20 protein-coding genes are annotated in these 19994 nt (G+C 71.1%); 14 read left to right on the top strand and 6 right to left on the bottom strand.

Going from position 1 to position 19994, the window contains the following annotated elements:
- Positions 1-107: 107 nt before the first annotated feature.
- Complete coding sequence (locus tag ACIP4Z_RS27630) at positions 108-1151, top strand: hypothetical protein (protein ID WP_401312576.1); 1044 nt, start codon at positions 108-110, stop codon at positions 1149-1151.
- A gap of 35 nt (positions 1152-1186) precedes the next feature.
- Here ACIP4Z_RS27630 and ACIP4Z_RS27625 read toward each other — a convergent pair whose 3' ends face one another.
- Entirely contained in the window at positions 1187-2155 is a 969-nt protein-coding gene (locus tag ACIP4Z_RS27625; protein ID WP_401312573.1) for an alpha/beta hydrolase, read from the bottom strand.
- A 257-nt stretch (positions 2156-2412) separates the two neighbouring features.
- On the opposite strand from ACIP4Z_RS27625, the gene ACIP4Z_RS27620 reads away from it, so the two are divergent.
- The 4 genes from ACIP4Z_RS27620 (at position 2413) to ACIP4Z_RS27605 (ending at position 5947) form a co-directional block, all read left to right on the top strand.
- Complete coding sequence (locus ACIP4Z_RS27620; RefSeq protein WP_355349192.1) at positions 2413-2889, top strand: MarR family transcriptional regulator; 477 nt, start codon at positions 2413-2415, stop codon at positions 2887-2889.
- A gap of 290 nt (positions 2890-3179) precedes the next feature.
- Entirely contained in the window at positions 3180-4217 is a 1038-nt protein-coding gene (locus tag ACIP4Z_RS27615) for a glycoside hydrolase family 11 protein (RefSeq protein ID WP_401312770.1), read from the top strand.
- Positions 4218-4368: 151 nt separating this feature from the next.
- Positions 4369-5421, top strand: coding sequence for a polysaccharide deacetylase family protein (locus ACIP4Z_RS27610; RefSeq protein ID WP_401312569.1), 1053 nt, complete (start codon positions 4369-4371; stop codon positions 5419-5421).
- Positions 5422-5605: 184 nt separating this feature from the next.
- Positions 5606-5947, top strand: coding sequence for a DUF5713 family protein (locus tag ACIP4Z_RS27605; protein WP_355349186.1), 342 nt, complete (start codon positions 5606-5608; stop codon positions 5945-5947).
- A gap of 94 nt (positions 5948-6041) precedes the next feature.
- On the opposite strand, the gene ACIP4Z_RS27600 is transcribed toward ACIP4Z_RS27605, so the two are convergent.
- Positions 6042-6860, bottom strand: coding sequence for an SDR family NAD(P)-dependent oxidoreductase (locus ACIP4Z_RS27600; RefSeq protein ID WP_401312565.1), 819 nt, complete (start codon positions 6858-6860; stop codon positions 6042-6044).
- 87 nt (positions 6861-6947) lie between these two features.
- On the opposite strand from ACIP4Z_RS27600, the gene ACIP4Z_RS27595 reads away from it, so the two are divergent.
- A complete protein-coding gene (locus ACIP4Z_RS27595) occupies positions 6948-7799 on the top strand; it encodes a helix-turn-helix transcriptional regulator (RefSeq protein WP_401312562.1) in 852 nt (283 codons plus the stop codon).
- A gap of 32 nt (positions 7800-7831) precedes the next feature.
- On the opposite strand, the gene ACIP4Z_RS27590 is transcribed toward ACIP4Z_RS27595, so the two are convergent.
- Complete coding sequence (locus ACIP4Z_RS27590; protein ID WP_355349177.1) at positions 7832-8725, bottom strand: helix-turn-helix transcriptional regulator; 894 nt, start codon at positions 8723-8725, stop codon at positions 7832-7834.
- A gap of 457 nt (positions 8726-9182) precedes the next feature.
- Between ACIP4Z_RS27590 and ACIP4Z_RS27585 the strand changes: the two genes are divergently transcribed.
- The 6 genes from ACIP4Z_RS27585 to ACIP4Z_RS27560 all read left to right on the top strand — a co-directional run bounded on the left by ACIP4Z_RS27585 (position 9183) and on the right by ACIP4Z_RS27560 (position 15235).
- Positions 9183-11909 carry a ricin-type beta-trefoil lectin domain protein gene (locus ACIP4Z_RS27585; RefSeq protein ID WP_401312559.1) on the top strand — a complete coding sequence of 909 codons (2727 nt, stop codon included), beginning with the start codon at positions 9183-9185 and terminating at the stop codon, positions 11907-11909.
- Between the two features lie 299 nt (positions 11910-12208).
- Positions 12209-12973, top strand: a complete 765-nt coding sequence (locus tag ACIP4Z_RS27580; protein ID WP_355349171.1) for a G1 family glutamic endopeptidase — start codon at positions 12209-12211, stop codon at positions 12971-12973.
- Between the two features lie 184 nt (positions 12974-13157).
- Positions 13158-13475 (top strand): hypothetical protein, encoded by a 318-nt coding sequence (locus ACIP4Z_RS27575; RefSeq protein WP_355349168.1) that lies wholly within the window; start codon positions 13158-13160, stop codon positions 13473-13475.
- Between the two features lie 222 nt (positions 13476-13697).
- On the top strand, positions 13698-13826 hold the full coding sequence (locus ACIP4Z_RS27570) for a hypothetical protein (protein ID WP_401312555.1): 129 nt from the start codon (positions 13698-13700) through the stop codon (positions 13824-13826).
- Between the two features lie 94 nt (positions 13827-13920).
- A complete protein-coding gene (locus ACIP4Z_RS27565; protein WP_391049841.1) occupies positions 13921-14424 on the top strand; it encodes an N-acetyltransferase in 504 nt (167 codons plus the stop codon).
- A gap of 64 nt (positions 14425-14488) precedes the next feature.
- Positions 14489-15235 carry a ribonuclease H gene (locus ACIP4Z_RS27560; protein ID WP_401312552.1) on the top strand — a complete coding sequence of 249 codons (747 nt, stop codon included), beginning with the start codon at positions 14489-14491 and terminating at the stop codon, positions 15233-15235.
- 7 nt (positions 15236-15242) lie between these two features.
- Here the strand turns inward: ACIP4Z_RS27560 and ACIP4Z_RS27555 are convergent, their stop codons facing one another.
- The gene (locus ACIP4Z_RS27555) at positions 15243-16373 is read right to left on the bottom strand and encodes a nitric oxide synthase oxygenase (RefSeq protein WP_401312767.1); all 1131 of its coding nucleotides are present in this window, start codon (positions 16371-16373) and stop codon (positions 15243-15245) included.
- A gap of 336 nt (positions 16374-16709) precedes the next feature.
- Here ACIP4Z_RS27555 and ACIP4Z_RS27550 point away from each other — a divergent pair, with 336 nt between their 5' ends.
- A complete protein-coding gene (locus tag ACIP4Z_RS27550) occupies positions 16710-17138 on the top strand; it encodes a nuclear transport factor 2 family protein (RefSeq protein WP_391049845.1) in 429 nt (142 codons plus the stop codon).
- Between the two features lie 23 nt (positions 17139-17161).
- Here ACIP4Z_RS27550 and ACIP4Z_RS27545 read toward each other — a convergent pair whose 3' ends face one another.
- Together ACIP4Z_RS27545 and ACIP4Z_RS27540 are read right to left on the bottom strand one after the other, a co-directional pair.
- Complete coding sequence (locus ACIP4Z_RS27545) at positions 17162-18121, bottom strand: D-2-hydroxyacid dehydrogenase family protein (protein ID WP_401312549.1); 960 nt, start codon at positions 18119-18121, stop codon at positions 17162-17164.
- A gap of 56 nt (positions 18122-18177) precedes the next feature.
- Positions 18178-18861 (bottom strand): TetR/AcrR family transcriptional regulator, encoded by a 684-nt coding sequence (locus tag ACIP4Z_RS27540; RefSeq protein ID WP_401312546.1) that lies wholly within the window; start codon positions 18859-18861, stop codon positions 18178-18180.
- Positions 18862-18980: 119 nt separating this feature from the next.
- Here ACIP4Z_RS27540 and ACIP4Z_RS27535 point away from each other — a divergent pair, with 119 nt between their 5' ends.
- A complete protein-coding gene (locus ACIP4Z_RS27535) occupies positions 18981-19991 on the top strand; it encodes an SDR family oxidoreductase (protein ID WP_401312543.1) in 1011 nt (336 codons plus the stop codon).
- The last annotated feature ends 3 nt before the right edge of the window (positions 19992-19994 follow it).

The following is a 19994-nucleotide window of genomic DNA, read 5'->3' as shown; positions in this document are numbered from 1 at the left end:
GAAACAGGGTGGCCGATCGCCGGAGCAGGTGATCTCATGGACGTCGGGGACTGCCGACGCGGGGGCGCGGCGGCACCGAAGAGCCGGTCGAGGACAGGGGCGGGTCGATGTCGCAGGGGGATCCTGCCGGAGCGGTGCCGGAGTTGGAACCGCGGTCGGGCGCGGGGACCGACGAAGAGCACAAGAGCCAGTTGCTCGTACGGGAAGCGCTCTCGGTCATCGGCGCGGTCGTCCAGACGCTGATGGGACTCGTCGCCGACCTCCAGGCGTGGTGCGCGGTCCTGGAGCGCCGGGCGAATGAGGCGGTCGGCATCGACGCCCCGCCGCGGCGCAGGGAACTGGCCGACCACCAGGACCGGTTGGTCGCCGCGGAGTCCCTGCTGGCCAGAGCCCGCAGGGAACGAGAGGCGGCGGAGGAGCTGGCCGTCGGCGTCCGGCGGTCGGCCGTGGAGCAGGGCCGGGCCCGTACGCGACCTGGCCCGTCCCGCACCCCGGTCGTGGACGACGGTCCCGGCTCCGGGGCCGACGAGGGCTCCCGGGTGGGCGCCGCGATCGCCCGGCTGCGGGAATTCGACCTCGCGCTGGAGAGCGCCGACGAACAGCTCGAGGCGTACGACGCCCGGGCCGCCGCCGTACGCGTACTCGTGGAGCCCGGCTCCGAACCGGGTCCGGCCGACGACACCGCCGACGCCGTGACCGGATCGGCCGCGACGCCGAAGACGGCGGACGGCCACGCGGACGGCTACTCGAAGGACGACCGGGAGACGGACGAGGCGGACCCGCCGGAGGACCGGAAGCCGCCGGCCCCGGTCTGGACGACCTGGTGCACCGTCCTGACCGGCTGCGGCCTGCTGCTCGCGGCCATACTGGCCGGCACCAGCTTCACCTACGCGCGCTGGGAGCACCCGGGCGCCGAGGCCGTGACCTGGTACGCGATCGGTGACCTGCTCGCCCTGTGCGTCGTCGTCTTCGTCGGCCTGATGGTGCTCGGCACCCTCGTGGAGCGCTACGAGCTGTCCACCCTGGGGGAGACCTCACTCGTCCTGGCGATCCTGCTGGTGGTGCCCGTGCTCGGGGTGGGGATGTGGCACCCCGAGGCGTTCGGCCATATGGGCATGTGGGGACGGTCGTTGGCGCGCTCGCTGGTGTGAGGCGCAGGCGAGCGCGTCGCGGGCCGCCGTGACGGTCAGTCGGTGCCGAGCGCTGAACGCAGCACGGTGACCGCCTGGTTGATCGCACCCTCCGCGGCCTGCGTGCCGCGCAGCGCGTTGAGCATCACGAAGTCGTGGATGATCGCGGGGTAGCGGGTCGCGGTGACGGCGACACCCGCCTGCCGGAGCTTGTCGGCGTACGCCTCGCCCTCGTCGCGCAGCACATCGGCCTCACCGGTGACGACCAGCGCGGGCGGCAGCCCGGTGAGCTGTTCCGTGGTGGCGCGCAGCGGGGACGCGGTGATCTCGGCGCGCTGCGCGGGGTCCTTCGTGTACTGGTCCCAGAACCACTGCATGCCGTCGCGGCGCAGGAAGTAACCGGTCGCGAACCGGTGGTACGAATCGGTGTCGAAGCTCGCGTCGGTGACCGGGTAGAACAGCACCTGCTGGACGAGCGGCACATCACCGCGCTCCTTGGCCATCAAGGTCAGTGCGGCGGCCATGTTGCCACCGACCGAGTCCCCGGCGACCGCGATACGGCTCGCGTCCAGACCCTTGGCCGCGCCGTCGGTGACGACCCAGCGGGCGACGGCGTAGTTCTGCTCGATCGCGACCGGGTAGCGGGCCTCGGGGGACAGGTCGTACTCGGGGAAGACCACCGCCGCGCCGACACCGGCCGCCAGTTCGCGCACCAGCCGGTCGTGGGTGTGGGCGTTGCCGAACACCCAGCCCGCGCCGTGGATGTAGAGGATCACCGGCAGCGTTCCGACGGCGCCCTTGGGACGGACGACGCGCACCCGTACGGACTCGGTCGGGCCGTCCTCGACGGTCACCCACTCCTCGTCCACCTCGGGCGCGTCGATCTCGCCGGACTGCACCTCGTCGACCGCCTTGCGGCCCGCCACGGGGCCGAGATCGAACAGATACGGCGGGTTGGCCGTGGCGGCGGCGAATTCCGCGGCGGCCGGTTCCAGGACGGGTGCTGCGGAAGTGGACTCGGACATGACGGGGGCTCCTCGTGGGACGGAAGGGGGACGGACGGTGTGGGCGTCGGCTCCGGGTGCGCTCCGGGCCGGCGCGTCGTGGTGGATCGTGCTCGGCCGTGCCCTGTCGTGCTCGGCAGGGCGAGCCGGCCACACCCCAGAAGACTAGGACACGATTAGCTCGTGTACAAGCTAATCGTGCGCGTTGAAATTGCCTCATGGTGAAGCTAGGCTGATCGGTCGACCCCGTCACCCGTCCCCGAGGAGGGCCGCCCCGCATGGACAGCACGGAAGCCGCCGACGCCGAGCCCGCGTTCACCCTGCTCCTGGACGACCAGCTCTGCTTCGCGCTGTACGCGGCCTCCCGTGCGGTCACCAGCCGCTACCGTCCGCTGCTGGACGAGCTCGGCCTCACCTATCCGCAGTACCTGGTGCTGCTGGTGCTCTGGCAGCACGGCGACGTCCCGATCAAGGACGTCGGCGCCGCCCTGCAACTCGACTACGGCACCCTCACCCCGCTGATCAAGCGGCTGGAGGCGGCCGGTCTGGTCCGCCGCGAGCGCAGCGCCGAGGACGAGCGCACCGTCCGCGTCATCCTCACCGAGCGGGGCGACGCGCTGCGCGACCGGGCCCGCGACGTACCCCCCGCGATAGGCGCGGCGATGGGTCTGTCGCCCCGGGAGACCGAGGCCGCCATGACTCTGTTGCGCCGTCTCGCGGACAACGTCTCGGCCGACCTCGCCCGCCGGTCGTAGACCTCGCGCACGCACTCGGAAGGCTTTCCGAAACATTCGGTATTTCATCCTCTTGGGGGTGATCTCGCGGGTGGGCGGTTTTGTGGGTCAACCAATTCCTCCGGCTATTGATGCGCGTCTGCCTGCGGAAACGACTGGTGCCGTACGCCTGACTGGTGGCGAAGCTTTCGTAATCGATGCCGAAAGTGTTGACACGTGACGTGCTCCGCTCAACACTGTCGCGGCAGACGGTCCTCACGAGACGAGGAGGAAGCACGCACATGAACGACGCACCCGCACCCGCACCCGACATGAGCCGCAGACGGCGCCCGTTAGGGCTGCTCAGCCGTTTCCGGCTGCTCATCAGCGGCGCCTGCGCGATAGCGCTGGTCGGCGTGGCCGCGCTCATCCTGCCCGGCACCGCCAACGCCGACACGATCATCACGTCGAACCAGACCGGCACCAACAACGGCTACTACTACTCGTTCTGGACCGACGGCGGCGGATCCGTCTCCATGAACCTGGGCTCCGGCGGCAACTACAGCACCTCGTGGAGCAATGCCGGCAACTTCGTCGCAGGCAAGGGCTGGGCCACCGGCGGACGCCGGAGCGTCGCCTACTCGGGCAGCTTCAACCCCTCGGGCAACGCCTACCTGTCGCTGTACGGATGGACGACGAATCCGCTCGTCGAGTACTACGTCGTCGACAACTACGGCACCTACCGGCCGACCGGCACGTACAAGGGCACGGTCACCAGCGACGGCGGCACGTACGACATCTACGAGACGACACGGGTCAACGCCCCGTCGATCGAGGGCACCCGGACCTTCAACCAGTACTGGAGCGTCCGGCAGTCGAAGCGGACCGGCGGCACCATCACCACGGGCAACCACTTCGACGCGTGGGCCAGCCACGGGATGAGCCTCGGCAGCTTCAACTACATGATCCTCGCCACCGAGGGCTACCAGAGCAGCGGCAACTCCAACATCACGCTGGGAAGCACCGGCGGCACCAACGGAGGGTCGACCACGGGTGGTTCGACCACCGGCGGGTCCACCACCGGGGGCTCCACCGGAGGCGGGGGAAGTTGCACGGCCGCGCTGTCCGCCGGCGAGCAGTGGAGCGACCGCTACAACCTCAACGTCTCGGTCTCGGGCTCCAGTTCGTGGACGGTGACGATGAACGTCCCGGCGCCGGAGAAGATCATCGCGACGTGGAACATCAACGCCACGTATCCCAGTGCCCAGGTCTTGACCGCCAAGCCCAACGGCAGCGGCAACAACTGGGGCGTGACGATCCAGACCAACGGCGCCTGGACCTGGCCGACGGTCTCGTGCAGTCCGAGCTGACGCCGTACGCCGGTACGCGCGTAGCCCGTACGCCCGTATCCCCGGACCGTGTTGCCCGGCACCGCCTTTCGCGGCACCGCGTGTACCGGTACCGCGTGGCCCCGTCATCCCTCCACGGAGTTCGCAACGCCACCACAAGGAGGCCCCCCACATGCGAACCAGACCGCACATGTCATTGCGTTCCCTGATCACGGGACTTGCCGTCGCCGCCACGGCGGTGGCGAGCGCCGTCACCTTCACCGTCGACGCCACCCCGTCGCACGCCGCCACCTGCAACGGGTACGTCGGACTCACCTTCGACGACGGTCCGTCCAACGACCACACCCCGAGCGTCCTCAACGCCCTTCGGCAGAACGGCCTGCGGGCCACGATGTTCAACGAGGGACAGTTCGCCGCGTCCTATCCGTCCCAGGTCCAGGCCGAGATCAACGCGGGGATGTGGGTCGGCAACCACAGCTACACCCACCCCCACCTGATTCAGGAGAGCCAGGCGCAGATCGACTCGGAGGTCTCCAGGACCCAGCAGGCCATCGCCGCGGCGGGCGGCGGCACACCGAAACTGTTCCGTCCGCCGTACGGCGAGACCAACACGACCTTGCAGTCGGTCGAGGCCAAGTACGGTCTGACCCAGATCATCTGGGACGTCGACTCGCAGGACTGGAACGGCGCGAGCACCGACGCGATCGTGCAGGCCAACGCCCGGCTCACCAACGGCCAGATCATCCTCATGCACGAGTGGCCCGCGAACACGCTCGCCGCGATCCCGCGGATCGCGCAGGGCCTGGCGAGCCGCGGCCTGTGCGCGGGCATGATTTCGCCGCAGACCGGCCGCGCCGTCGCCCCCGACAGCGGCGGTACGAGCGGCGGCGGGACCGGCGGCACCACCGGAGGCACGACCGGAGGCACGACCGGAGGCACCACCGGGGGCGGTGGCGGGGGCAGTTGCACCGCGACCCTCTCCGCCGGTCAGCAGTGGAGCGACCGGTACAACCTGAACGTGGCGGTTTCCGGGTCGAGTTCGTGGACGGTGACGATGAACGTTCCGGCGCCGGAGAAGATCATCGCGACGTGGAACATCAACGCCACGTATCCCAGTGCCCAGGTCTTGACCGCCAAGCCGAACGGCAGCGGCAACAACTGGGGTGTGACGATCCAGACCAACGGCGCCTGGACGTGGCCGACGGTGTCGTGCAGTCCGAGCTGACCTGAGCCAGCCCGCGACGAGCGGCGCCGGACCGCGCTGAGGCGCGGGCTCACGCGACCGGGGCGCGGCGGCCGACGGCCGTCGCGCCACCGGCGTTGTCAGTGGTGTGGTGCACGATCGGAGACGTCGGACATTCCACACTGGACGCGGAGCTGATCCAGGGCAGAAAGGGGAGGGCGTCGCCATGACGATCACCAACCAGCAGGTCAAGGAACGGGCGTTCCTCGAGGTGCTGTACGAGGACGAGTATTTTCCCGACCACGTCCTCGACAAGGGGAAGGCCATCCTGCTGGACCTGTGCGAGCGGATCGAGGCGGAGCGGCCCGCGGACCTGAAGGCGCTGTACGCGCTGACGGCGGTCGCGACGGAGCGGTTCAACGCTCTGGAGGCGGAGTTCGACGCCGCGGGCAGCGAGATCGAGACCGTCGCACGAGAGGAGATAGGCGGGGACATCTGGTTCGTGGCGACGGCCTACGGCTTCGAGGACGCGGACGTCGAGGAACTGATCGCCGCCCGCGAGTGGTGACGGCGCGAGTGGCGCCGCCGCCCGCCGCCCGGTGACGCCCGCCGATAACCGGTGGCACCCGCCGACGACCGGTGACGGCCGCGGGCCGCGCGGCTCAGGCCGCCGCGCCGCCGTCCACCCGCAGGACGGTGCCCGTCACGTAGGACGCGCGGTCGCTGAGCAGCCAGGCGGCGGCCTCCGCGATCTCGGCGGGGTCGGCGGCCCGGCGCAGCGGGGTGTGCGCCCTGATCCGGTCGAGCAGACCGGGGGATTTCGCCGCCCAGGCGTGGATCATCTCGGTCAGTGTGCCGCCGGGAGCGATGGCGTTGACGCGGATGCCCTCGGGACCGTACGTGACGGCGGCCGACTCGGTGAGGCTGTTGACCGCCCGCTTCATCGCGCCGTAGGCGGGCAGTTCGGGGTTGCCCCGCAGGCTGCCGACGCTGGAGTTGTTGACGATGGCGCCGGTCCCCGCGGTGGCCCGGATCGCGGCGACCTCGGCGGCCATCGCGAGCCACGGACCCCGGAGGTTCACGGCGTAGAGGCGGTCGAAGTCGGCCTCCGGTACCTGGTCCAGCGGGCCGGGTGACGCGTTCGTGGCGCCGTTGTTGAAGGCGACGTCGAGGCGGCCGAACCGCTCCACCGTACGGTCGACCGCCGCGCGTACGCTCGCCGCGTCGGCCAGGTCGCACACCACGTGGTCGGCAGTGCCGCCCGCCGCCCCGACCTGCTCGGTCACGGCCTTGAGCTGCGCCTCGGTACGGGCCGCGAGCATGACGCGGGCGCCCTCGCGGGCGAAGAGCAGGGCCGCGGCGGCGCCGATGCCGCGACCCGCGCCGGTGATGAGGGCGACCTTGTCCGCCAGCAGCCCGGTGGCGGCGCCGGTCGCGGTGGTGTCGGTGGTGGGTGTGTCGACGTTGGGTGTGGTGTTCATGGCATCGAGCGTGCGCCGGACTGCCGGGCGCAGCCAGGCACCGGCTGTACCTGGCTGCGCCCGGCGGCACACGAGCACACTGGAGAGGTGGACAGACGAGAACTGGCCGACTTCCTGCGCAGCAGACGCGAGCGGATCACCCCTGCCGAGGTGGGGCTGCCCGCCGGGACCCGGCGCCGCACGCCGGGGCTGCGCCGCGAGGAGGCGGCCCAGCTCGCCTTCATCTCGACCGAGTACTACACGCGGCTCGAACAGGCCCGCGGCCCCCGCCCGTCCCGCGAGGTCCTGGCGGGGCTGGCCCGTGCGCTGCGGCTGACGGACGTCGAGCGCGACCATCTCCACCACCTCGCGGGCGCCCCGCCGGGACCGCCCGCAGGACCCTCGCGCGAGGTGCGTCAGAGCATCCTCGACCTGCTGGACCGCCTGCCGCAGGCCGCGGCGACCGTGATGTCCGCGATCGGAGAGGTCATCGCCTGGAACGACCTGGCGGCGGCCCTCATGGAGGACTTCTCCGCCCTGCCGCGCCGCGACCGCAACTTCGTCCGCCGCGCCTTCCTCGGACCGCACCGGCAGGGGCAGCGCTTGTACGGGGTGTCGGACGTGGACCGTTTCGCGAGCAACGCCGCCCAGCGGCTGCGTACCGTCGCCGCCCGCTACCCCGACGACCCCGAGGTGACGGAGCTGGTGGCCGAGCTGCGGGCCGGGAGCGCGGAATTCCGCGAGCTGTGGGCCTCCCACGACGTGCGCAGCGAGCCCACCCTCCGCAAGACCTTCCAGCACCCGCTGGTCGGGCCGGTCACCGTCAACTGCGACGTCCTGGACATCACCGACCGGGACCAGCAGGTCGTGATCTACACCGCGACGCCCGGCTCGCCGTCCGAGGAGGCGCTGCGGCTGCTGTCCGTCATCGGCACCCAGCGCATGGACGTGACCGGCTGAAGCCACCGCCCGGCCGGGTGCGGGCCGGCGTGTCAGCCGAGCGGGTGCTCCTCAGCGGCCGATGCGGGGGTGTCACCCGCCGGGAGGTGGGACGCGGCCCACGAGGCGAGGAAGCGCAGGCCCTCGTGGGTACGGCTGCCCGGCTCCGCGGTCCAGACGATGAGCTGCTGGTCGGGGTCGGTACTCGCGGTCAGGGTGTCCCAGTCCAGACTGAGCTCCCCGGCGACGGGATGGCGCAGGGCCTTGGTGCCCACGCTGAGCGTGGCGACCTGATGGGTGGCCCACCACTGGCGGAACTGCTCGTCCTGCACGGACAGTTCACCGACCAGTTCGACGAGCCCCGGGTCGTCGGGGTACTTGGCGGCCTCCATCCGCAGCTGCGACACGCAGGTGCGCGCCACTTTCTCCCAGTCCGCGTAGAGCGATTTCATCGACGGATCGGTGAAGATGATCCGCACGTAATTCCGGTGCTTTTCCGGGATGGCCGAGAAATCGGTGATGAGCGCCGAGGCGAGCGAATTCCACGCGATGATATCCATGCAACGGCCCATGACAATGGCGGGTGTCGCACCGAGGTCGTCCAGAAGCCGTCGCAATTGCGGCTGGACTTTCTGCCGGGTGCGGCGGCGCGGTCGCACGAGTGTCTTCCCGGCCAGCCCGAAGAGGTAGTCGCGCTGGTCGTCGTCCAGCCGCAGCACCCGGGCCAGGGCGGCCAGCACGGACACCGAGGCATGGATACGGCCCTGCTCCAGGCGGGTGTAGTAGTCGGTGCTGATCGCGGCGAGCTGCGCCACTTCCTCCCGGCGCAGCCCGGGCACGCGCCGGGGTGTACCGGGGTCCGGCAGTCCCACGGTGCGCGGGCCGAGCTCGGCCCGCCGGGCCTTCAGGAACTCGCCCAGCTCATTCATGTGCGCGTCGCCGGTCATGCCAGCCATTGTCGCACCGGCGGCCCGCCGCGTGCGGGGGAGAGTTTCCTCCCCGGATGTCCTCCTCCCGTGAGCCGGCGCTCCCTTTTCGTATTCCCGTGAGGTATGTGACCACGGCCGTCGAACGGCCGCGGCGGTGAGACGGCCGATCTCCGGGGGCCGAAGGCCCTTTCTCCGGCCGACCGGGCCGCGCTGATCAACTCCCGCCTTCACCGCTCCCGCCTTCACCCGCTCCCGACTTCGCCACCCCCGTTCTCTCCGCTCACGCCCCCCGCTGATCCACTTCGAGCGCCGTGCGACGGCGCGGCCCGCTGACGACGACTGCCGACGTTTGTTTCTGTTTTCTTCGTTCGCCATATTGACCAAGAAGTGAACATGACAACACACTGAACGCCATCCCCCCACGGTGAAGGGTTCAGTCATGTTACGAACATGGAGATTTGCCCCGTTGTGGGTCATGGGGCTGCTCATCGCACTGCTGACCGTCGGCGTCGCCCCCGCGAACGCGGCCACCACCACGATCACGGTGGACGGGACACAGGGCGGCCGGACCTTCGACGGCATCGGCGCGATCAGCGGCGGAGGCGGCAACTCCCGGCTGCTGACCGACTACCCGGCCGCGCAACAGGCGCAGATCCTCGACTACCTGTTCAAGCCCGGCTACGGCGCGAACCTGCAACTGCTGAAACTGGAGATCGGCGGCGACGCCAACTCCACCGACGGCTCGGAACCGTCGATCGAACACGTCAAAGGCCAGATCAACTGCGACGCTGGATACGAATTCTGGCTCGCGGAACAGGCCAGGGCCCGCAATCCGAACATCGGTCTCTACGGCCTCGCCTGGGCCGCGCCCGGCTGGATCAACGGCGGCTTCTGGTCCACCGACACGATCAACTACCTGATCTCCTGGCTCGGCTGCGCTAAACAGCACGGCCTGACGATCAAGTACCTGGGCGGCTGGAACGAGCGCGGGCACGACGTCAACTGGTACGTCCAACTGCGAGCGGCGCTGAACACCGCCGGATACTCCGGTGTGCAACTCGTCGCCGACGACAGCGGCTGGGGCGTGGCCGACGACATGGCGAACAACGCCGCGTTCAACAACGCCGTCTCGATCATCGGCACGCACTACTCCTGCGCGGGCGGCGACGGCGGCAGCGCCGACACGTGCAGCAGCACCGCCGCCGCGCGGAACAACGGCAAGCCGCTGTGGGACAGCGAGAACGGCTCGCAGGACATGAACACCGGAGCCCCCGCCCTGATCAGGGCCATTACCCGCGGCTACACCGACGCCAAGATGGTCAGCTACTTCAACTGGCCGCTGCTCGCCGCGATCTACCCCAATCTGCCGTACAACACGGTGGGCCTGGCCACCGCCAACTCGCCCTGGTCGGGGAACTACACCATCGGCGCCAGCGCCTGGGCCACCGCCCAGGTCACCCAATTCACCCAGCCCGGCTGGAAGTTCATCGACTCCGCCTCCGGCTACCTCGGCGGCGCCGAGTCCAACGGCACCTACGTGACGATCAAGTCGAACACCACCTCCGACTACTCCACCGTGCTGGAGACCACGACCGCCACCGCCGCGCAGACCGTGAACCTCCACGTCCAGGGCGGCCTGTCCACCGGGGCCGTGCACGTCTGGGCCACCCAGGTGAACGCGCCGACCGCGGCCACCTCCTTCGTCCACACGCAGGACATCACCCCTTCGGGCGGCTCGTACTCCCTGACGCTGCAACCCGGTTACGTCTACACGGTCACCACGACCACCGGCCAGGGCAAGGGCACCGCCACCGGCCCGGCGGCGCACGCGCTGCCGCTGCCGTACTCCGACACCTTCGACGCCGTCGCCACCAACACCGAGGCCCGGTATCTCTCCGACATGCAGGGCTCCTTCGAGGCGCGGCCCTGCGCCGGCGGACGGACGGGGCAGTGCGTGCAGCAGGTGGCGCCGGTCAAGCCGATCGAATGGCAGGAGGACTCCGACGCGTTCACCCTCGTCGGCGACACGACCTGGTCGAATTACACGGCCGGAGTCGACGTCAACCTCCAACAGGCGGGCAGCGTGACCCTGTTGGGCCGGGCGGGTACCCAGTCGCGGCCCCAGAGCCACCAGGCTGCCTACCAGTTGCGGCTCTCCAACACCGGAGCCTGGTCGATCGCGAAGAGCACCAGCTCGGGCAACCTCAGCACGCTGACGTCCGGGAGCCACGCCGCGCTCGCGCTCAACACCTGGCACACCGTGTCGATCGGCTTCTCCGGCGACCAGATCACCGCGACCCTCGACGGCGCCACCCTGGGCACCGCCAACGACGGCTCGTACGCCAGCGGCCAGGTCGGTTTCGGTGTCGTCGGCTACCAGACCGACCAGTTCGACAACCTCGCGATCACCCCGAAGGCCGCGGGCAACGTCAGAGGCTTCCTCAAGGACCGGCACTCCGGGATCTGCGCCGACGTGCCCGCCCGCGGTCAGGCCAACGGCACCGTGGTCACCCTGTGGGACTGCAACGGGGACACCAACCAGACCTGGACCGCCACCCCCGCCAAGCAACTCATGGTCTACGGCACCAAGTGCCTGGAGGCGGCGGGCGGCGGCACCGCGGACGGCACGGCCGTCGACATCTCCGACTGCACCGGCGCCACAGGTCAGCAGTGGAACGTCAACGCGGACGGCAGCGTCGTCAACGTCGGCTCGGGCAAGTGCCTCGACGTGACCGGCGCCGGCACCGCGAACAGCACCCCGCTCGAACTGTGGACCTGCAACAACGGGGCCAACCAGAAGTGGGACCGCGGCGCCGTCGCGGCCTCCCTCACCGGCCAGGACTCCGGCCGCTGCGTGGACGTGCCCGCCGCGAGCCAGGCCGACGGCACGAAACCCGCGCTGTGGGACTGCAACCGCGGCAATCAGCAGACCTGGACGTCCACCGCCACCAACCAGTTGACCGTCTACGACACCAAGTGCCTGGGCACCATCGGCCACGCCACCGCGGACGGCACCGGCCTGGAGATCAACGCGTGCGACGGCAGCGCCGCCCAGCAGTGGCGGGTCCGCTCCGACGGCACGGTCGTCAACGTGGCCTCCGGCACCTGCCTGGACGCCGTCGGCACGGGTACGGCCAACAGCACGCCGTTGGACATCTGGACCTGCAACAACGGCGGCAATCAGAAGTGGGCGCGCAACTGAGCGATGCCGGAGGCCGGTTCTCGCCGGTCCGCCGCGCGTGAGGCCGTCCCGGCGTCCGACACCCGGACGCCGGGACGGCCCCTTTTCGCCCCTGTTCGAGTGCTGTGGAGATCAACTGGGCGTGCCCACAAGGCGACTTGGCGTGAGTTTTGCCGATCGTTTGATTCCGCCTGCACCTACGCGCCGTGCTTGTCAGCACACTGTCAAGCACCACTGGTGCCACGCACCCCTCAGGGGTCACACACCCCTCCGGTCGCGCCGGTGACACCTGTACCGCGAGACCCGCGAGAAGGAGCAGCATGTCGGCAACAACGCGCATCACCGCCGTATCCGCCGTGGCCGCAGCAGTCCTGTCCGCCCTCGCGACCGCGCCCTCCGCGGTCGCCTCGGCCGACTCATCGGTCCGCCTCACCCCCATGGGCAGCCACCGCCTGATCGGCCCGAACAGCCGCATCGTGCACAGCACCAGTTCCAACTGGGCCGGTTACGCGGCCACCGGCTCCACCTTCACCAGCGTCTCCGCGAGCTGGGTCCAGCCGTCGGTGACCTGCACCGGCGCCACCACGTACTCCTCGTTCTGGATAGGTCTCGACGGCGACGGCAGCAACTCCGTGGAGCAGACCGGGACCGAGGCGGACTGCTCCGGCGGTCGCGCCGTGTACTCCTCGTGGTACGAGATGTACCCGGCCTATCCCGTGAACTACTCCAACGCGGTGAGCCCCGGCGACCACTTCACCTCGACGGTCTCCACCAACGGCAGCGGCTCGTTCACGCTCACCCTCAGCGACACCACCAAGAACTGGACGAAGACCACCAAGAAGACGCTCCAGGGCGCCTCCTTGGCCTCCGCGGAGATCATCGCCGAGGCGCCGTCCAGCTCCACCGGCGTCCTGCCGCTCGCGCACTTCAGCACCGCGTCCTTCACCAACGCCACCGCCAACGGCCAGGCGATCGGCACCTACGGCCCCGACAAGATCAACATGGCCTCCGGCAGCACCACCAAGGCGACCACCTCCGCGCTCTCCGGCGGCAACGCCTTCAGCGTCACCTGGAACCACAGCTAGGACCTCCGGACGCCCACCGCGCAGGTGACCGCGCCGTACGGATTCCGGCACCGCGCACGGCTCCTCCGTCCGGATGACGTACCCACGTCAGCCGTACCGCGAGGTGCCCGACACGCCGCACGCCGGCGGACCGGGCACCTCGCGGGTGGGATGGCGGGCGGCGGAACGGGCAGACGTAACCCTCATGACCACCTATGTTGTGACCGTCCCCGGCACCTTCCTCGACGCGCCGACCGCCGAGGCCCGCTCGACGCTCGTCCGGGCCCTGCGCCCCGTCGACCCGCAGAGCACGGACTTCGGCGAGGACGAGGAGCTGGACATCCTGACGATGTACGGCGACTCCAGCGCCTTCAGCGTGCGTGTCGCGGTCGACGCCGACAATCCGCCCGCCGCCGAGGGGGCCGCGCGCGACCTCGTCAACGACGCGCTCGGCGTCGCGGGCTTCACCGAGGAGACCGCCCGGCTCGGCGACCCCGTCATCACTGGCATCGACGCGGAGTGAACGGGCCCGCGGGCGCGGCGGGCCGGTCCCCGACGGCGGTCCGCCGCCGCTGACCGCCGTGGCGGCGCTCGCGCTGACCGGCTGCGGCACGCGGACCGTGGACAGCGCGGGGGCCGAAGCGCCGTCCGGGCGGCCCACCGCGGCCGTCACCTCCGCCTCGGCCTCGTCGCCCTCGGCTACGCCCCCGACTCGGTCAGCGTCTCGGCCTACGGCTCCACCCATGTGGGCTTCGTCGTCGACCACACCCCGATCTGCCTCAAGGGCGCGCTGAACACGGCCGTCACCGAGGTCGACGCCTTCGCCGGTTACGCCGACGGCACCGGCTGCCAACAGCCGAAGGGCGGTCACTGAGCGCCGACGTGCCCTCCGCGGACCGTCCGCCGTCATGTCGCGGCGGCGATAAATCCGGTGCGGTGCGACGTTCCAGCGCGCTAGCCTCCGCCGCATGACCTGGCTGCCCGCTGACTTCGTCCACCCCGTCCGCGTCCCCGTGCCCGGCGGCCACCATCTGCGCCCGATCGCCGGATCCGACACCGCGCTGGACTACCCCGCGGTGATGGGCTCGCGCGACCGCCTCTGGTCGATCTTCGGCCCGGCCTGGGGCTGGCCGCCCGCCGACATGACGTACGAGGCCGATCTCGCCGATCTCGAACGGCACGCGACCGAGATCGCCGCGCACCAGTCCTTCAACTACGCGCTCTTCGACGACGCGAACACCGCTCTGCTCGGCTGTGTCTACATCGACCCGCCGGAGAAGGCGGGCGCCGACGCCGAGATCTCGTGGTGGGTGGTGGACGACCGGGTGGGCACCGACCTGGAGCGGGCGCTGGACGCCCTGGTGCCGCGCTGGATCGCGGAGGACTGGCCCTTCGAGCGCCCGCGCCACATCGGCCGCGACCTGTCGTGGAAGGAGTGGCTCGCCCTGCCGGACCACTCGCCCGAGCCGTAGCCCCGCCTCACCCCTGCCGGGGCGCCTCCTCGGGCCGGGGCCGTACGACCGTCCGCGGGCTGGCATGATCTCTGGCATGGCAGAACGCATCATCGCCGCGTGTGACGGGGCATCGAAGGGGAATCCGGGACCGGCCGCGTGGGCCTGGGTGATCGCCGACGGTACGGGGGAGCCCGACCGCTGGGAGGCGGGCCCGCTGGGCACGGCCACCAACAACGTCGCGGAACTCACCGCCCTGCTCCGGCTGTTGGAGACCGTCGACCCCGCCGTGCCGATGGAGATCCGGATGGACTCTCAGTACGCGATGAAGGCGGTCACCACCTGGCTGCCCGGCTGGAAGCGCAAGGGCTGGAAGACCGCCGCGGGCAAGCCCGTCGCCAACCAGGAACTCGTCGCGGGCATCGACGCGCTGCTCACCGGCCGTGACGTCGAGTTCACGTACGTCGCCGCCCACCAGGTCGACGGCGACCGGCTCAACGACTACGCCGACCGCGCCGCCAGCAACACCGCCATCACCCAGCAAGCCTCGGGCACCCGCTACGACTCCCCGCCGCCGCCCCGCAACCCCGACGCCCCCCGCGCCTCGTCCGCCCCCAAGCGCAAGCCCTCCGGAGGCGGAAGCGGCAACGGCGGCGGGACCAGGACAGCGAGCGCCGCCACCGGCACCACGTCCGCCTCCTCGCGCACCCTCAACGCCAAATTCCCCGGCCGCTGCCGCTGCGGCCGCTCCTACGCCGCGGGCGAGCCGATCGCCAAGAACCCCGACGGCTGGGGCCACCCGGAGTGCCGCGACCAGGACGGAACGCGGTAGCGCCGGATCAGGCGTACGAGGCGCCGTCCGCCGCTTCCCGCGGGTGGCGGACGAAGCCGGGGCTGAGGACGCGGTCGTCGTAGGTGCGGTGGAAGACCGGGGTGGTGGCCCCGGACATGGGCGGGACGATCCAGGCCCAGTCGGCCTGGACCTCGCGGCCCTTGCGCCGCTCGCGGTCGAGGTGCTGGAGGAAACGTTCCGCCTCGGTGTGGTGGTCGGCCAGGGTGACTCCGGCGCGGTCGAAGGAGTGCAGGACGGCGCGGTTGAGTTCGACCAGGGCGCGGTCCTTCCACAGGGAGCGGACGCTGCCGGTGTCGATGCCGAGACTGTCCGCGACGCGCGGCAGGAGGTCGTAGCGGTCGACGTCGGCCAGATTGCGGGCGCCGATCTCCGTCCCCATGTACCAGCCGTTGAAGGGCGCCGCCCCGTAGCAGACGCCGCCGATCTCCAGGCACATGTCGGAGACGGCGGGGACCGCGTGCCAGCGCAGTCCCCACTGGGCGCTCCAGGGGCGCTCGGGGTGGTCGAGCGGCACGTGCAGGACGGCGTCGGAGGGCAGGTCGAACAGCCGGGGCTTGTCGTCGACGCCCTCGACGATCAGCGGGAGCACGTCGAAGGCGGTACGCGGGCCGCCGGACCAGCCCAGCCGCGCCGCGAGACCGGTGATGTCCGCGGTGCGCGGATCACCGGTGACCGTGCCGTCGGCCGCCCGGTATCCGGCGTAGCGGATGAGCTGCTCGTTCCTGATCCGCGGGCCGCGCCGCTCGGGGGCGTCAGGGGCGAAGACCGAGATCAGCGGCCTGATCCGGCCGCCGTTGGTGGCGATCCGCAGATGCGTCGCGCACTCCTCGGCGATCTCCTCCGCCTCCGTGACGTGCCGCAGGTCGCGCACCTGCAAGGACCGCCAATAGAGCCGCCCGATACAGCGGTTGCTGTTGCGCCACGCGACCCGCGCGCCGAACGCCAGCTCCGCCGAGGTGTGTTGATACGTGCCTGTGTCGCCGATCTCCGCGCGCACTGCCGTGAGCCTGCTGTCCAGGTCGCCCGCGGCGGGCTCCTCGCCGTGATAGAGCCGCAGGAACTCCTCGGCCTTGCGCCCGAGTTCACGCGCCGCCCTGAGCTTCGCGCGCCCCGCCATCACATCGACGGGGGCCGCCGGTGGCAGCGGCTCGCGCCCCGCGTCGTCCTGCCCTGCCGTGTCGCGCTGCCGGAGTCCCGGTCTGTTCAGGATTCTGAGTATCACAGGCACCTCGGATCGACGAAGGGCTGACCTCGATCGACGGTCCCGGAATTCACCCCCCGGTGTGACACGACCGTCGGCAGTGATCACAGTTGGCCGGACTCCGTCCGAACCGCGTCGCCTTCTGCCCGCCGACACGTCCGGGTCCGACCGCCGCCGGACCGTACGGCGCCGGTCGCGTGCGCACTACGCTGGCAGACCGGTCGGGACGGGCCCGGCCCGAGAGGAGTCCCGTTGCCGCTCACCACCGAGGACCGCGTCGCCGTCGCCGAGTTGATCCACTTGCACGGCCACCTCTTCGACGGCGGCGAACTCGACCGGCTGGACGAGCTGTTCACCGCCGACGTGGTCTACGACATGAGCGACTACGGCGGCGGAGCGCTCGTCGGCATCGCGGCCGTCCGGGAGGCGGCGCTCACGCTCGGCGACCGCAATCCCGTCGCCCACCACGTCACCAACGTCGTCATCACCGAACTGCCCGACGGCGCCGTCCGCGTCCGGTCCAAGGGCTTCGGCGTCAACACCGACGGCACGTGCGGGAGTCTGACGTACGACGACCGGGTGACGCGCGGCGCGGACGGCTGGCGGATCAGCCACCGTACGCTGCTGGCCCGGCGGATCCCGCTGAACGGCGTCGGCCGGGAGCCGGGACCCAGCGCCTGAGCCGACCCCCCTTCACCTCGGCGTCAGTCGAGGCGACGGACCGGCGCGCCCGCCAGATACGCCCGGATGTCCTCGACCGCCTGCCCGTAGTACGTACGGTAGTTGGCCTCGGTGACATAGCCGAGGTGCGGCGTGGCCAGCAGCCGGGGCGTGGAACGCACGGGGTCGTCGGCCGGAAGCGGCTCGATGTCGAAGACGTCCAGGCCCGCTCCGGCGATCCGGCCCTCGCGCAGGGCGGCGAGCAGCGCCGCCTGGTCGACGATCGCCGAGCGCGAGGTGTTCACCAGATACGCGGTCGGCTTCAGCAGCGCCAGTTCCGCCGCGCCGATCAGGCCGCGACTGCGCTCGCCCAGGGCGAGGTGGACGGAGACGAAGTCGCTGGTGGCCAGCAGTTCCTCCTTGGTGGCCAGGCGCGCCGCACCGACCTCGGCCGCCCGCTCGTCGGTCAGATTCCCGCTCCAGGCCACCACGTCCATGCCGAAGGCGAGCCCGACGGCCGCCACCCGCCCGCCGATCCTGCCGAGCCCGAGCAGACCGAGCCGCGCGCCGTGCAGGTCGGCGCCGACCGTCGTCTGCCAGGGGCCGCCCGCGGCGAGGTTGGCGCTCTCCGGCACGATGCCCCGTGCCAGCCCCAGCAGCAGCGCCCACGTCAGCTCGACCGGCGGGGTGCCGGCGCTCTCCGTACCGCACACGGTCACGCCGTGCTCCCGCGCGGCGGCGTAGTCGATCACCGAATTGCGCATCCCGGAGGCGATCAGCAGCTTCAGCCGGGGGAGCGCGGCCAGTACCGAGGCGGGGAAGGGCACGCGCTCGCGCAGGGTCACGACGATGTCGAAGTCGGCCAGGGCCGCGACGAGTTCGGCCTCGTCCGCGACGTGACCGGGGAAGCCGACGACCTCGACCTCGTGGGTCAGCGAGGACCAGTCGGCGAGCGTCGTGGCGACGCCCTGGTAGTCGTCCAGCACGGCGCAGCGCAGTCGCATCTCGGTCTTCTCTCCGTCAGGGTGCGGGGGTCGAGGGCTTGGACGGTGTCCCGGCGCTACTCGGGCACGCGGCGTGCCAGCAGCCCGCTGGCCAGGATTTCCAGCGTCTCGCGGACCGTCGCGGCGAAGTCCAGCCGCAGCGCCTCGAGCGCCGGGTCGGCGTCATAGGCGGCCAGCATCGCCGCCGACGGGTGGGCGTGCGTCCACACGGCGCCCGTGACCATCACGGCCGCGCCCGCGTACCGCAGCGCGTCGCCCTCGCCCAGTTCCGGCACGTGCCGCCGTACGAGGTCGGCCAGCGCGTACACGTTCCGGACGGCGGTGCGCTTGTAGTCGGCGGCGACCTCGGGCGAGACATTGCGCTCCAGCACGGCGGCCTGGGCGCCGGTCAGGTCGCAGAACACCGGGCGGACCGCCAACGACCCGGCGAGGACGGCCGCCACCTGGTCGCCGCGATGCCGGGGCGGCGCGCCGGGGTCGACCTCGTCGTCCAGTTCGGGTCCGAGGTGCGCCAGCCACTCCCGGAAGGCGACGTCGAGCAGTTCGAGCAGCACGGCCTCGCGGGACTCGAAGTAGCGCAGCACATTCGACTTCGCCAGGCCGACGCGGCGGCTCAGCTCGTTGAGGCTGACCTCGGCCACCGGCATCTCGGCGAGCATCGCGGACGCGGTGTCCAGGATCGCCTGGCGGCGCTGGGCGCGCTGCTCCTCGCTGCGGGCGCGCTGGAAAGTCGTGGGCATGCCCACATTCTACGGACCTGCGGTCTGTTGTTATCGGACCGCCGGTCTGATAGCGTGAAACGTAACAGACCACCGGTCCTTTATTGAGGTGTCCCGGCACGGACGCCGAAGGAGTCACCATGTACGTCGTCCCCGACCAGACCGGCCGGAAGGCCGTCGTGACCGGCGCCAACAGCGGCACGGGCAAGGAGGCCGCCCGCCGCCTCGCCGCCGCGGGAGCGCAGGTGATCATGGCCGTACGCACCCCGGAGAAGGGGGAGCGGGCCCGCGCTGAGATCCTGGAGCGGCACCCGGACGCCCGCCTGGAAGTGCGCCGCGTCGACCTCGCCGACCTGGCGTCGGTCCGCGCGTTCGCCGACGGCGTGCTCGCCGATCCCACCCCGCTCGACCTGCTGGTCAACAACGCGGGCGTGATGGCCCCGCCGACCCGGATGACCACCGCCGACGGCTTCGAGCTGCAATTCGGCAGCAATTTCCTCGGCCCGTTCGCCCTGACCGTCCGGCTGCTGCCCGCCCTGCTCGCCGCCACCGCGCCGCGCGTGGCGACCATGAGCAGCGGCACGGCCGCCTACGGGCGGATCGGCTTCGACGACCTCCAGTGGGAGCGGCGCCGCTACCGCCCGAATCTCTCGTACGCCCAGTCCAAGCTCGCCGACCTCATCCTCACCCGGCAGTTGGCCGCCCTCGCCGCCAACCGCGGCTGGAATCTGCTGAGCACCGCCGCCCACCCCGGCTACACCACCACCAACCTGCAAACCGCGGGCGCGAGCCTGGGCGGCGAGCCGTCACGGCTGCACAGGCTCGGCAGGCGGCTGGACTTCCTGCCCCGCCAAGGGGTCGAGCAGGGCACGGAACCGCTGCTGTTCGCCGCGGCCGATCCCGGAGCCGTCGCGGGCGGCTACTACGGCCCGGGCCGACGCCTCGGCCTGGTCGGCCCGACCACGACCGCGCGCATCACCCGCAGAGCGCTCGACGCCACGACCAACGCCCGGCTGTGGGCGGCGGCCGAGCGCCTGACCGGTGTCACCGTGCCCGAGACCGCGCCGACCGGGACGACCGAGCCAGGGAGGACCATGCGCGAGACGACCGCGCCCGGGACGACCGCGCCCGCGACCCCGCCCGGACCCTGAGGT

Origin of the sequence: Streptomyces sp. NPDC088910 (assembly GCF_044749865.1) — a bacterium.
GTDB lineage: Bacteria > Actinomycetota > Actinomycetes > Streptomycetales > Streptomycetaceae > Actinacidiphila.
Note: the sequence above shows the minus strand (reverse complement) of the source record. Positions and strands in the feature narration are given on the sequence as shown.

Coding starts and splice junctions, on each gene's coding strand:
- ACIP4Z_RS27610 (WP_401312569.1), top strand. CDS start 4,369: ATGCGAACCAGACCGCACATGTCATTGCGTTCCCTGATCACGGGACTT.
- ACIP4Z_RS27585 (WP_401312559.1), top strand. CDS start 9,183: ATGGGGCTGCTCATCGCACTGCTGACCGTCGGCGTCGCCCCCGCGAAC.
- ACIP4Z_RS27630 (WP_401312576.1), top strand. CDS start 108: ATGTCGCAGGGGGATCCTGCCGGAGCGGTGCCGGAGTTGGAACCGCGG.
- ACIP4Z_RS27575 (WP_355349168.1), top strand. CDS start 13,158: ATGACCACCTATGTTGTGACCGTCCCCGGCACCTTCCTCGACGCGCCG.
- ACIP4Z_RS27545 (WP_401312549.1), bottom strand. CDS start 18,121: ATGCGACTGCGCTGCGCCGTGCTGGACGACTACCAGGGCGTCGCCACG.
- ACIP4Z_RS27565 (WP_391049841.1), top strand. CDS start 13,921: ATGACCTGGCTGCCCGCTGACTTCGTCCACCCCGTCCGCGTCCCCGTG.
- ACIP4Z_RS27620 (WP_355349192.1), top strand. CDS start 2,413: ATGGACAGCACGGAAGCCGCCGACGCCGAGCCCGCGTTCACCCTGCTC.
- ACIP4Z_RS27625 (WP_401312573.1), bottom strand. CDS start 2,155: ATGTCCGAGTCCACTTCCGCAGCACCCGTCCTGGAACCGGCCGCCGCG.
- ACIP4Z_RS27600 (WP_401312565.1), bottom strand. CDS start 6,860: ATGAACACCACACCCAACGTCGACACACCCACCACCGACACCACCGCG.
- ACIP4Z_RS27605 (WP_355349186.1), top strand. CDS start 5,606: ATGACGATCACCAACCAGCAGGTCAAGGAACGGGCGTTCCTCGAGGTG.
- ACIP4Z_RS27560 (WP_401312552.1), top strand. CDS start 14,489: ATGATCTCTGGCATGGCAGAACGCATCATCGCCGCGTGTGACGGGGCA.
- ACIP4Z_RS27555 (WP_401312767.1), bottom strand. CDS start 16,373: ATGGCGGGGCGCGCGAAGCTCAGGGCGGCGCGTGAACTCGGGCGCAAG.
- ACIP4Z_RS27540 (WP_401312546.1), bottom strand. CDS start 18,861: ATGCCCACGACTTTCCAGCGCGCCCGCAGCGAGGAGCAGCGCGCCCAG.
- ACIP4Z_RS27615 (WP_401312770.1), top strand. CDS start 3,180: ATGAGCCGCAGACGGCGCCCGTTAGGGCTGCTCAGCCGTTTCCGGCTG.
- ACIP4Z_RS27535 (WP_401312543.1), top strand. CDS start 18,981: ATGTACGTCGTCCCCGACCAGACCGGCCGGAAGGCCGTCGTGACCGGC.
- ACIP4Z_RS27580 (WP_355349171.1), top strand. CDS start 12,209: ATGTCGGCAACAACGCGCATCACCGCCGTATCCGCCGTGGCCGCAGCA.
- ACIP4Z_RS27590 (WP_355349177.1), bottom strand. CDS start 8,725: ATGACCGGCGACGCGCACATGAATGAGCTGGGCGAGTTCCTGAAGGCC.